Source organism: Mycobacterium sp. (genome assembly GCF_050701675.1).
Lineage (GTDB): Bacteria > Actinomycetota > Actinomycetes > Mycobacteriales > Mycobacteriaceae > Mycobacterium.
Genome location: NZ_JBOGDD010001155.1, coordinates 1 through 11,443, shown reverse-complemented (window position 1 = coordinate 11,443; position 11,443 = coordinate 1). Strand labels below are relative to the sequence as shown.

The following is an 11,443-nucleotide window of genomic DNA, read 5'->3' as shown; positions in this document are numbered from 1 at the left end:
GGGCAACATCAACCAGATCGTGGCCATCGCAGCCATCCTCGCCCTGGCCTCCTGCGGGCAGACGATCGTGATGATCTCCGGCAACTTCGGCATCGACCTGTCGGTGGGACAACTCATGTCGCTGACTGCCGTGGTCGCGTTCATGCTGATGGATGGGGGCACCCCGTGGGTGCTGGTGGCACTCCTGGCGGTCATCGCCATCGGTGCCCTATTCGGTCTGCTCAACGGCGCGCTGGTGGCGTTCGCCAAGCTCCCCGCACTAGTAGTCACCCTCGGCACCCTCGTCATCGCCCAGGGATTCATCCTGACGCTGACAAGCTCGGGAACTCCCAGCGGTTCGGTCCCCGACGTGCTGGCCGCCGTCACCGGCGACAGCATCCTGGGGATCCGCTACGTCACCATCGTGGTCGCGGTCCTGGTGATCGCTCTGTCGGTGTTCATCGCCAAGTCTCGCTTCGGCAAGAACCTCTACCTGGTCGGCAGCAACCGCGAAGCCGCCCGCCTCGCCGGGGTCAACGTGCGCCGCGTCGTGGTCATCGCGTTCGTCGCCGCCGGCATCTGCGGCGGCCTCGCGGGACTGCTGCTGCTCAGCTACGCCGGAACCGCGAACCTCGACCTCGGCGGCGACTACCTCCTGCTCACCATCGCCGCGTCCGTCATCGGTGGCGCATCATTGGCAGGCGGCGAAGGCAGAGTAGCCTCCAGCGCCGCCGGAGCCGTTGCGCTGCAAGTCATTACCACTTTCCTGCTCACCATCGGCGTCTCCGACGCGCTGCGCCAGGTCGTCACCGGTCTGCTGCTCGTCGGGATGCTGTTCCTCAACGCCCGGGTGCCCAAGCTGCGCCAGTAACTGCGCACCCCGTGCCCGCACCGTCATCAACCTGGTAAGGAGATCGTCATGGAAACCATCGTGGAAGCCGTCTACGTACTCAACGGGGGCAGTCTGGACGTCGAGGCCAGCACCATCGTGCCCGGAAGCAACTTTGGGTCCCGGCTGCTCATCCCCGTGCAGATGTTCCTGCTCAAGACCCGGGTGGGCTACATCCTCATCGACGGCGGCAACGACCCGGACTGCATCGCCGACCCCGAGAAGACCTGGGGCGCAGATCTGGCGAAAGCCGTTGTGCCACACATGACCGACGAAAATCACCCGTACGCTCAGCTGGCGTTGCTTGGCCTCGACGCCCATGACGTCAAGATGGTCATCTACACCCATCTGCACCACGACCACTGCGGCTCGGCACGGTTCTTCCCCGACGCCGTGCACGTCGTGCAGAAAGCCGAACACCGCTTCGCCTTCAACCCGGACCGCTTCGCCGACCGCATCTATCTGCGATCGGACTTCGGCTCGGAGAACATTCGCTGGCAGTTCGCCGACGGTGACTGGCTGATCCTGCCCGGCATCCATCTCGTCGCGACCCCCGGTCACACCCCGGGGCACCAATCAGTCGTGCTGTGGGACGTACCGGACTGCGGCACCTTCATCGTCGCCGGCGACGCCGTGTACTGCAGGGAGAACGTCCGCCGCGACCTCCCGCCTGGGATCACCACCGACGCCCTGCAGGCATCACGGTCCCTGCACCGATTGACCGCGCTCGCCCACGCCACCGACGGAAGCCTGTTCGTCAGTCACGACGCGGAGTCCTTCGCCGCGATGCCGAAAGCGCCCGATCCGCTGCAGGCACTCGACGTCGCGTCGCGACGCTTCTACATCGACGGCGAACGCACGCTCTACGGCGACGGCATCATCAGCCACTTCCTCCCCCAGCCCGTCGCAGCACACTGAGCACCGTCATCGTCGGCACGGCCGGGCGGTGACCTGTCCGGCTAACCCCGTCACGCCCGCCCGTCGCCATGACCCGGCGGGGCGGATCGTAGGCAAGGATGATGGTGACAGCCCACCAGCGGATCCGAGGAGACACGCAAGCCATGGCCACCAGCAGGGACGTAGCGAGGCTCGCGCGCGTGTCGCAGGCCACCGTGTCACGCGTCGTCTCCAAGAACGGTGCGGTCAGCCAGGCCACCCGCGAACGGGTGCTGGCCGCCATGGAATCCGTCGGCTACGTCCCAGACCTGGGTGCGCGCGCCATGAAGACCGGTGTCACCAACACCATCGGTGTCGTCGTCGACGACCTCGGCAACCCCTGGTATCCGTATCTGCTCGACGCACTGACCGGAGCACTGGACGCAGCGGGCAAGAAGGTGTCGTTGTGGACCTCCAACGGGCGCCTCAACGAGGCTGCGCTGGACGCCATGGCCTCCCGGTCGGTGGACGGCGTCATCTTCACCGCCGTCATCGAAACCTCCGAGATGCTCAAGGCCGCGATCAGGCGCCACAGTCGATTCGTGCTCGTCCACCGCGGTGTCGAGGGGCTTCCCGCCGATCAGGTGACCACCGACAACTTCGACGGTGGCCGCACCGTCGCCGACTTCTTCATCCAGGGCGGGCACCGGACGGTCGCCATCATCGGGGCCAGCAACGCTGCCAGCACGACCCGTGACCGCCAGCGCGGCTTCGTGCACGCCCTCAACTCCCACGGCATCACGCTGGCACCGGAATACGTTGCCGCCCAGGACTACACGTACGACTTCGGCTACCAGGCGGCAGGGAAACTCCTGAACCTCCCCAAGCCACCCACCGCACTGTTCTGCACCAATGACGTGTCGGCGATGGGTGCGCTGGACCGCGTCCGCGAGTGCGGGCTGCGGGTACCGGACGACATGTGGGTGGTCGGCTTCGACGACATTCCGATGGCTTCGTGGAAGTCCTATGACCTCACCTCCGTACGGCAACCGGTTGAGCGGCTGGCAACCATCGGCACCCGGCTGATGCTCGAACGCCTCGAAGACGGTGACAAGCCCGTTGAAAAGATCGTTCTCGGAGGCGAACTCATTCAGCGCGGCACCACCGGCTGACACACGACGTCAGTCAAGCTGGCCCGGTCGTCGAACATGTGTTCTAATGGGCGCTCATCTACTCAACGCCGGCCCGCTCACTGCGGGCGATGTTCAGAAGGAGTTCGCCGCAACGATGACTGTAGACACCCTGACAGCAGAAGCGCCGCCCACCGACTCCCACACGCCCGACCTCCTGGTTCCTTCCGTCGAGAGCACTTCGCCTGGGAGTACGACGGTGCCCGCGGCGCCCGACGCTGAAGTCTCTGCCGAGGAGAAGCCCAAGAGGGCTCCGGCCAAGAAAACGGCCGGCAAGAAGACCAAGACTCTCGAGCTGACCCTCACTGTCACCGGTACCGCCGACGGCGAATGGCACGCCGAGCTCAAGCAGGGCACTACCTACCTGGCCCGCAACCTCGCGGTCGCGGCCGCCGCCGTCTCCCGCGCGGCCAAGGAACTGCACGAGGACCTCTCCACCCCGATCGACGCGGTCATCGAGGAGGCGCGCTCCCAGCAGGCCGCCAAGGTCGCTGCCCTCGAAGCCGAACTGGAAGCCGCCCGCAGGGCCCTCGCCGACCTGGACTGAGCGCCTCCGGATGTCATTCGAGCGACTGCTCGATCGCTGTTTCAGACGAACATCGAGGGTTCCGACAGCAGACCACCAGAAACCCGTACGGCGATCGACTTCCGCTGGATAAGGTGTCCGTCTGGGAACCGACGGCCACTCCCGTGGGCGACGTGGGGCCTACCCGAACGGTCAATTGAGAGGGTCTCTCGTGCAACAGACCTCAACATCCTCCACACCGCATCTCGGACGTTCCCTCGGGCTGTGGGCGATCGTCGGCCTCGGCCTCGGCTACATGACCCCGATGACCGTGTTCGACACGTTCGGCATCGTGTCGGGCGAGACCGATGGATTGGTCCCGCTCGCCTACATCGTCGCGCTGATCGCCATGGTGTTCACCGCCATCAGCTACGGCCGGATGACGCGCGTCTATCCCTCGGCGGGGTCGGCGTACACCTACGCCTCGGAGGTGATCCACCCCAACGTCGGCTTCCTCGTCGGCTGGTCCTCGCTGCTCGACTATTTGCTACTGCCGATGGTCAACGCCGTCATCGGCCGGATCTACTTCGAGTCGTTCTTCCCCGACGCGCCGTCGTGGATCTTCGTCCTCATCTACGTCGCCATCGTCACCGCGCTCAACGCCTGGAGCATCAAGGGCACGTCGAACATCAACGGCGTACTCGTCGTCTTCCAGGTCGTGCTCATCGCCGTGTTCATCGTGCTCGCCTACAACTCGATACACAACGGCCTGGGCCAGGGCACCATATTCACGCTCGAACCGCTCTATCACGCGGGTGTGAACATGGGCGCCGTCGCCGCAGGCGCCACGGTGGTGTGCTTCTCGTTCATCGGGTTCGACGCGATCACGATGTACAGCGAGGAAGCCAAATCGCCGAGCACCGTGCCGAAGGCGATCGTCCTCGCGCTGCTGATCGGCGGCGCAATCTTCTTCCTCGGCGCGTGGTTCGCCCAGGCCGCCTTCCCCACGCTCGACGGCTTCGAGGTCACCGACGACACGCTGCCCGAGCTCGCGCTGAAGGTGGGCGGCGAATTCTTCAAGATCCTGTTCGTCTCGGCCGCCCTAGCCGCGATGTTCGCGTCGAGCCTGTCCTCGCACGCGAGCGTCTCCCGAATGATCTACGTGATGGGACGCAATGGCACGGGCCGGATTCCGCGCTACCTGTCCTACATCCATCCGCGATTCCTGACGCCCCTGCACGCGGTGCTGATCGTCGGCGTGGTGTCGCTGCTGGCCGTCAAGTTCACACTCGAGTTCGTCTCGTCGATGATCAACTTCGGCGCCCTGATCGCGTTCACCGTCGTCAACCTGACCGTGCTCCTTTACTACGCCGTCCGCTTGAAGAAGCGAAACACGCCAAAGGAGATCTTGACCAACATCGTGCTGCCGGTGATCGGCATGTGCCTGACGGCGGTGCTGTGGCTCAACCTGCATTTCGACGCTCTTCTCTACGGCGCAATCTGGTTCGCCGTCGGCCTCGCGGTGCTGGTCTATGCCACCCGCTGGTTGCGCAATCCGCTGACGATGAAGATCGAAGAGGAGACCCTCGCCGAAGAGGGCACGCCCATCCCCCACGTCGAGCACGGCAAGGCGGGTGAGCCCAAGTGAAGCTGATCGTCGGTTATCTCGCGACATCCGGTGGCGCCGACGCCGTTTCGCTCGGCGTTCGTCTCGCCAGAACGCTCGGCGCTGAATTGGAACTGCGGACGGTGCTTGCCCCGGACGACGTGACCACCCCTCGCGTGACGTCCGACAAGTTCCACGACGTGCTCGCCGAACAGGGCTCGGAATGGCTCGAGGAGGCAATGAGGCTGGTGCCCGACGACGTCACGGCTCGAGGTGCGGTGCTGGTCGAGGTTTCGGTCGCTGGCGCGCTCAGCGCGGAAGCACTTCGACTGGACGCCGAGGCCATCGTGGTCGGCGGATCGGGGGGCGGGCTGGCCGGAAGCCTGTCGCTCGGCTCGCTCGTCGACGACCTGCTGCATTTCGCGCCGGTTCCGGTCGCCGTTGCTCCGCGAGGCACCCGCCATTCCGACGTGGAACGCGTCCGAAGCGTCACGTGCGCCATCGGTGATCGCCCCGGCGCGGCTCTCCTGCTCGACACCGCGGTGCGAGCAAGCAAGGCGACCGGGGCGCCGCTGCGGTTGGTCTCGCTCGTCGCGCTCGACAGACACGGTGAGCATGGTGTGGAGGCTGCCCGCGAACACGCCCACGCCACACTCGAATCCGCGAAGGCAGCGCTTCCCGAGGGCTCTGACGTCACGGCCGTCGTCGCCGACGGTGCCACGGTTGAAGAAGCCGTGGAAGGGCTCGACTGGGAGGACGGCGATCTCCTGATGCTCGGCTCCAGCCGGCTCGCCCCACCCCGCCGCCTCTTCATCGGCTCCACCGCCGCCAGGATCCTGCGTGTCCTTCAGGTCCCGATGGTCGTCACTCCGGGTGAGGAGACGGCGACGTGAAGACCCTCGGTGGAGCTGAGAGATTCGAACCCTGGGGCACGCCTCAATCACGGTGACGGCGCACATCTACGCCGGTCTGTGCGACGACGTCGCCTCGGCGCTCGATGTCCTCGACGGCACGCGCAACGAATCCAGCCGGATCGGCGGGGAGTTTGGCCGGATGGCGTTCCCAATTGAAAAAACTCTCCGGCCAGTTAGGCCTTTGAGCTGGTGTTTTACTGGTGGTCCCGGCTGGTATCGAACCAGCGACCTTCCGCGTGTGAGGCGGACGCTCTCCCACTGAGCTACGAGACCAGGGAGGCATCGATCGTTTGATCGATGGACGACGAAGATTATCACGCGACGGCATTCCGCCGGGAATCCCGACCCACGACGTGGCGACAGGGCCGCCGGGAATTCTCGCGTCAGCACGCGCCGAACTCCTCGCCGCGACCTCCGCGGTGGTGTCTGCATGCGGCGGGCAGAGTTCGGCACTGGCGGACCCCGTGAGGCACGCCTCCCCGAGCGGCAACGTCGCCTGCCGCATCGACCCGGCCACTGCGCGCTGCGACGTCAGCGAGCGGAACCGGGCGGTGTCAGCGGGAGTGACGCCACGTGCCGTCCCTGCGGGGCGACAGGGCACTCGGTAGAGGCACTCAGCTCCCCTACGGCAAGTCCCGATCGCGGCAGGCACGGTGAGTGCGATGGCGGCGGGACCGCCATCACGTGTCGTGACGTGGCGACCAGGCACGGATTTCTCGGTAGCGCGTGCGCCAAGACCACTTGCTCTGACAGACAATGGCATTCGCGCTTTCATCGGCCGAGTTGCGCGGCCACGGTCGTTGCGCCCCGCTCCCGAACACCCCGCGACAAGTCCCACGAACCCTGCTACCTGGCCATCCAACTGGCCGGACACCGTCGCACAATCGCCGGCCGGCAGGTCGATGCCGGCGACTTCTGCGACCCGATCACCGCGTGTCGCGTCGCCGAACGTGACGAGCGCTACTGAGCACCCGATGAGGGCAGCAGCCACGCGGCTTCTCGAGATTTGTGCGGCCGAGCGTCGATGCACTATCGTCGTCCTTCGCGATGGGCGACGAACTCGCCCGTGGCGTGCGGATGTAGCGCAGTTGGTAGCGCACAACCTTGCCAAGGTTGGGGTCGCGGGTTCGAATCCCGTCATCCGCTCGATGGGTGCAGACGCATCAACCCAGCGGTGGAGTGGCCGAGTGGTGAGGCAACGGCCTGCAAAGCCGTGCACACGGGTTCGATTCCCGTCTCCACCTCCGAGATAGATCCTGGCGCGATTAGCTCAGCGGGAGAGCGCTTCCCTGACACGGAAGAGGTCACTGGTTCAATCCCAGTATCGCGCACCACATGTCTGTGCAGCTCAGGCATAGTATTTAGGCCCACTAAACCAGCCCTGTGGGCTAAGAATGGGCAAACATCTCACCAGGGCCTTTAGGCCTCCCGGCGTGCTCTAGGGACGCTTCCGCACAATTCGCGAGTTTGCTGGTTGACCCCTAACAACACCGGTGTACCATCAACCACAGACCGAGGCCCGGCAACCTTCTCGTTGTCCTCAGGGCGCTCGCTCGAAAGATCCCGACTGGCCACCACAGAGCGCCAGTTTCGGACACACACACGCGCAGGGCGAACTAGTCACGTGGCTAATTGTGTGTTCGAAGGGAATCGACGTGAGTTCAAACCACGGTGCCGCACGGCGCACCAATCCATCACCGAACCGCGCCCGTCGGCGTCGGTACTGCACCATCAACCAGGCCGCCGAATACCTCGATGTCACTGAGCGCACCGTGCGCCAGATGATCACCGACGGGCGGCTGGTCGGCTATCGCATGGGCAACAGGTTTATCCGCTTGGACCTCGACGAGATCGACGCTGCTTTCACGCCTTTCGGTGGTGCGGTGTGAGTAAGCCGAAGTACCACAAGCTGGATCACGACCTCGTTCGTCAGCTTCATACGGGCCTCAGTGACCTTGCGATTCTCGCCGGTGCCTGCGCCGAGGGCTGTCTCGCACACCAGTCAGTCGACCCCATGGAAGAGTTGAGGCGCGAGCTTCGCTCGCAGTCAATTCGCGTTGAATTTTGCATCGCCGCGCTGCTCGACCGGCTGGAATGCAGCGAGCGTGCAGTTCGCAAGCAGTCGGACCTCGTCGCGAAGACTCAGCAATCCGCAGCCGCCAGCATCGTCGCGGCAAGCATTGGCGAGTCATTCGACCCCCGGGGATGCTTCGTCTACATCCTGTGGGGCGACGACCCCGAACGCCCCGTGTACGTGGGCAAGTCGACGAACGTCCTCTCACGTCTCGGTTCCCACATGCAGCCGTCGTCGGCCAAGGGTGGACTCGTCAGGCGTGTCCAACTGATGCGCTGCCGCGACAGGCCGACGATGGACCGGACCGAGGTTCGATTGATCCATCAGTACCGCCCGCTACTGAACGTGGCACTGCTCCCCCACGACCACACCAACCCGAACGCGGCTCAGAGTCGAGCTGTCTCGGCAGCAATGGCCGACTTTGACAGGCTCGCCGACGTGGGGTTGGCCGAGGCCGACGACCGCGCCGGTGCTGGCGAGCACGCGCAGCACCACGACGAGCTGGTGGCCGGATGAGCAACGTCATCACTCTCACCGGTCGCCGCGCTGCGACCGTCAGGTTGCGTGAATACCTGATCGCACAGGGGGCCGTGACCGATGAGTACCGCGCCTACCTCGCTGAAGAACACGACGCGCTCGTCGTCGACTTCGTGACCGGGCGGGTCCTCGATGCCGAGGAGGGCGACCAGTGAACGCCGCCTACGCCTGCGCGATCTGCGCCCGCGAGATCCCGAGTGCCAGCACCCATTCCGTGGGGGAATGGGGCACCGTGCTCTGCGCCGTGTGCGTCGAGAACCCGGAGAGTCATTCCGTGGCCTATCCGGGGTGCCCAGTGGCCTCACACGGCGTCCATGACCACCCGATGGTCGTCGGGACCCGCCTTGGTGCTCACCGTGCCCTGATGCACCTGCGCCGGGAGGTGGCAAGTGGCTGACGTAAAAGAAGATCGCCCCGGTGTAGAGACCGAGGCGACCACGAAGCCCGAGCAGAGGACCACCGGCAACGATACGCCCACGCCACGGCGTCCGCGCCCTAGCGCTGGTGCCTCTGGGACCGCCGAGCACAAGCTGCTTGCCCTGATGACGACGCCCGAGGGCATGGCCACGGTGATCGCGGCCCGGTTGCACCCGGCGGTGTTCGAGGACCCGGTGTCCCGACTGATGTTCGAGTTCATGACGGAGCACTGGGAGTCCAAGCAGGCCGTCCCGACACCGTTGGTGATGGAGACGGAGTACCCCTCGGTTCCGCTGCCCCATGCCGATGACATCGACGAGACTGCCCAGTGGTGCGTGGAGTGGCTGCAGAAGCGGCACAGTCGCAACCGTGTCCAGGACGTCATTCGGCGCGGGGCCGAGAAGATGGAAGACGCCGACGTCGCATTGCGATTCCTGCGCGACGAGTCTGCCGCCGTGCTGGAGCAGGCGGGCCGTGGCCCTGGGAACGACGGGATGCCCAGGCTCTGGAGCGCCGCTGATCTCACGCCCGCCACACGACCGCGCTGGTTGGCGCGCAACCGCCTCCCACGCGCTGCGGTCAGCCTCTTGGTGGGCGACGAAGGCATCGGCAAGAGCCTGTTTTGGGTGTACCTCGCCGCCCCGATCACCACCGGCAAGCCACTGGTGGAGTTCGGAATCCCGGCACGCGAACCGGGCCACGTGGTCGTCGTGGTCACCGAGGACGACTGGTCCACCACGGTGCGCCCCCGTCTGGAGGTCGCCGGGGCTGATCTGGCGATGGTGCACGTCATCTGCACCGAGGAGGACGGTAGTGGCGCGCCTGAGTTCCCCCGTGATCTCCACCTGATCACCGAGGCCGATCCCGCGCCGGTGCTGGTCGTCGTGGACGCCTGGCTGGACACCGTGCCCGCCAGGCTGGACGTGCGCAATCCGCAACAAGCACGCCAGGCCCTGCACCCGTGGCGCGAGGTGGCGATCACCACGGATGCCGCCGTACTGCTGCTGACGCACACGAACCGTGTCAACAGTGCCAACGCACGCGACAAGTACGGGGCCACAGGCGAGTTGCGCAAGAAGGCCCGCATGACGCTGTTCGCCCAGCGCGACGACGACGGCAATCTGGTGATCGGCCCCGACAAGGCCAACACCGCCGCCGCCGTCATGGCGTCACGATTCAGTGTGACCGGGGTACAGCACTTCTCGCCGACCGAGGACCACGACGGCACGGTGCCGCGCCTGGCCTACGCCGGGGAGACCGACCAGACCGCCCAACAGCACATCGCCGACGCCTTCGCCTCGGGCCGTGGGACCGACGGCAACGATGACGAGACGGTCATTGGGTGGCTGGCCAGCTACCTGGCCAACGGGCCTCGGTGGTCCGGTGATCTCTACGGCGCCGCAGAGGTTGAGGGATTCAGCGTGGACCAGGCCAAGCGAGCAAAGAAGAGGTTGCGGGCCAAGTCGGTGAAGGATGGGGCCACGGGGACATGGTTTACACGTCTCCCAGGGCATGAAGGCACCCCAGAGAGTGACCAAGAGAGCGCCAGGGAGTCCGAATGACGCTCCCTTGCTCCCTTGCTCCCTTGCTCCCTTGGCCTCTCCAAGGGAGCACATCAAAACACTCTCTACCAGTAAAGAGAGCAAGAGAGTGGATGGAGAGAGATACGGGACCCTTCGTGCTCCCTTGCTCCCTTGCCCTACATGTCCTGGCAAGGGAGCACCCATCGCCTGGCCAACATCTACCCAAAGGAGCACCCATGCCCTGGCCTGAGTTCACCGGTTGGTTCTGCGGAGGTGCATCCATCTACGTCCTGGCCCGCTACCTCCTGGCCTTCGTGGGGAGAACGTGGCGTCTAGATCCCTGGAGACCACCCGAACGGCCCTCGCCGTGGTGACACGGCCTCTGTACGCACAACGTCAAGACCAAATCGCTCGGAGGCACCACACGATGAACACCACAGCGACCCGCATCTTGTTGGCCGACGAGTGGCACGACGTGCCCGCAGTGGCCCCTAGTCGAGGGTGTGCGCGACACACCTCTGTGTTGCTTGGTCATAGCTCTTTTGACCTCCCCCGAACCGTCGTTTCAGGGCGAACACCACTTTGCATCTATGAAAGGAGTGGTCGCTATGACTGAAAGCCTGTACCTCATCGAAAAGGGCGAGCGTTTGTATCGCGTCCAGGTTCTCAGTTACCCGGAGGGCTCAGCGCTGGAGCTGAACTATCCTGATACCAGCCAGCCTGCTGCCTGGGTCCCGGTGCCGCATTGGGCACCCCCTGGATGGCAGCCGGACGAGGACTACGTGCGGCGCAACCGCACGTCGGAGTTCAGGTGGCCGTCGACGAACCGCTATTACCGGTCACGGTCTGGCGCACGGAGGCGCGCTCGCCTGATTGAGTCCTTCGGAGCTACGGTCACGATCGAGCAGTCGCGGGCCATCGTCTGGCCTCGTC

At 65.3% G+C, this 11,443-nt stretch carries 12 protein-coding genes and 4 tRNA genes; 15 read left to right on the top strand and 1 reads right to left on the bottom strand.

Features of this window, described 5'->3' with window-relative positions; translation table 11 throughout:
* The 6 genes from ACRDUX_RS35795 to ACRDUX_RS35770 form a co-directional block, all read left to right on the top strand.
* The coding region (locus tag ACRDUX_RS35795; protein WP_526421422.1) for an ABC transporter permease at nucleotides 1–850 on the top strand (850 nt) is incomplete at its 5' end.
* A gap of 48 nt (nucleotides 851–898) precedes the next feature.
* Nucleotides 899–1,786 carry an N-acyl homoserine lactonase family protein gene (locus ACRDUX_RS35790; protein ID WP_526421420.1) on the top strand — a complete coding sequence of 296 codons (888 nt, stop codon included), beginning with the start codon at nucleotides 899–901 and terminating at the stop codon, nucleotides 1,784–1,786.
* 143 nt (nucleotides 1,787–1,929) lie between these two features.
* Entirely contained in the window at nucleotides 1,930–2,916 is a 987-nt protein-coding gene (locus tag ACRDUX_RS35785) for a LacI family DNA-binding transcriptional regulator (RefSeq protein ID WP_526421419.1), read from the top strand.
* 115 nt (nucleotides 2,917–3,031) lie between these two features.
* Entirely contained in the window at nucleotides 3,032–3,481 is a 450-nt protein-coding gene (locus tag ACRDUX_RS35780) for a DUF6319 family protein (RefSeq protein WP_526421417.1), read from the top strand.
* 190 nt (nucleotides 3,482–3,671) lie between these two features.
* Entirely contained in the window at nucleotides 3,672–5,087 is a 1,416-nt protein-coding gene (locus ACRDUX_RS35775) for an amino acid permease (protein WP_526421415.1), read from the top strand.
* A complete protein-coding gene (locus ACRDUX_RS35770; RefSeq protein ID WP_526421413.1) occupies nucleotides 5,084–5,938 on the top strand; it encodes a universal stress protein in 855 nt (284 codons plus the stop codon). The genes ACRDUX_RS35775 and ACRDUX_RS35770 overlap by 4 nt, the downstream gene beginning before the upstream one ends.
* A 219-nt stretch (nucleotides 5,939–6,157) precedes the next feature.
* On the opposite strand, the gene ACRDUX_RS35765 is transcribed toward ACRDUX_RS35770, so the two are convergent.
* Nucleotides 6,158–6,232 (bottom strand) — tRNA-Val (locus tag ACRDUX_RS35765).
* Between the two features lie 800 nt (nucleotides 6,233–7,032).
* Here ACRDUX_RS35765 and ACRDUX_RS35760 point away from each other — a divergent pair.
* The 9 genes from ACRDUX_RS35760 to ACRDUX_RS35720 form a co-directional block, all read left to right on the top strand.
* Nucleotides 7,033–7,105, top strand: a tRNA-Gly gene (locus ACRDUX_RS35760).
* A gap of 27 nt (nucleotides 7,106–7,132) precedes the next feature.
* Nucleotides 7,133–7,203, top strand: a tRNA-Cys gene (locus ACRDUX_RS35755).
* A 15-nt stretch (nucleotides 7,204–7,218) separates the two neighbouring features.
* Nucleotides 7,219–7,293, top strand: a tRNA-Val gene (locus tag ACRDUX_RS35750).
* Between the two features lie 321 nt (nucleotides 7,294–7,614).
* Nucleotides 7,615–7,848: an excisionase family DNA-binding protein gene (locus ACRDUX_RS35745; RefSeq protein ID WP_526421411.1), complete on the top strand. Its 234-nt coding sequence runs from the start codon at nucleotides 7,615–7,617 to the stop codon at nucleotides 7,846–7,848.
* Entirely contained in the window at nucleotides 7,845–8,549 is a 705-nt protein-coding gene (locus ACRDUX_RS35740) for a GIY-YIG nuclease family protein (protein ID WP_526421409.1), read from the top strand. The genes ACRDUX_RS35745 and ACRDUX_RS35740 overlap by 4 nt, the downstream gene beginning before the upstream one ends.
* On the top strand, nucleotides 8,546–8,725 hold the full coding sequence (locus ACRDUX_RS35735; protein ID WP_526421407.1) for a hypothetical protein: 180 nt from the start codon (nucleotides 8,546–8,548) through the stop codon (nucleotides 8,723–8,725). Before ACRDUX_RS35740 ends, ACRDUX_RS35735 begins: the two co-directional genes overlap by 4 nt.
* Nucleotides 8,722–8,967, top strand: a complete 246-nt coding sequence (locus ACRDUX_RS35730) for a hypothetical protein (RefSeq protein WP_526421405.1) — start codon at nucleotides 8,722–8,724, stop codon at nucleotides 8,965–8,967. Before ACRDUX_RS35735 ends, ACRDUX_RS35730 begins: the two co-directional genes overlap by 4 nt.
* Before the next feature lie 145 nt (nucleotides 8,968–9,112).
* The gene (locus ACRDUX_RS35725) at nucleotides 9,113–10,549 is read left to right on the top strand and encodes an AAA family ATPase (RefSeq protein WP_526421403.1); all 1,437 of its coding nucleotides are present in this window, start codon (nucleotides 9,113–9,115) and stop codon (nucleotides 10,547–10,549) included.
* A gap of 569 nt (nucleotides 10,550–11,118) precedes the next feature.
* The coding region (locus tag ACRDUX_RS35720; protein WP_526421401.1) for a hypothetical protein at nucleotides 11,119–11,443 on the top strand (325 nt) is incomplete at its 3' end.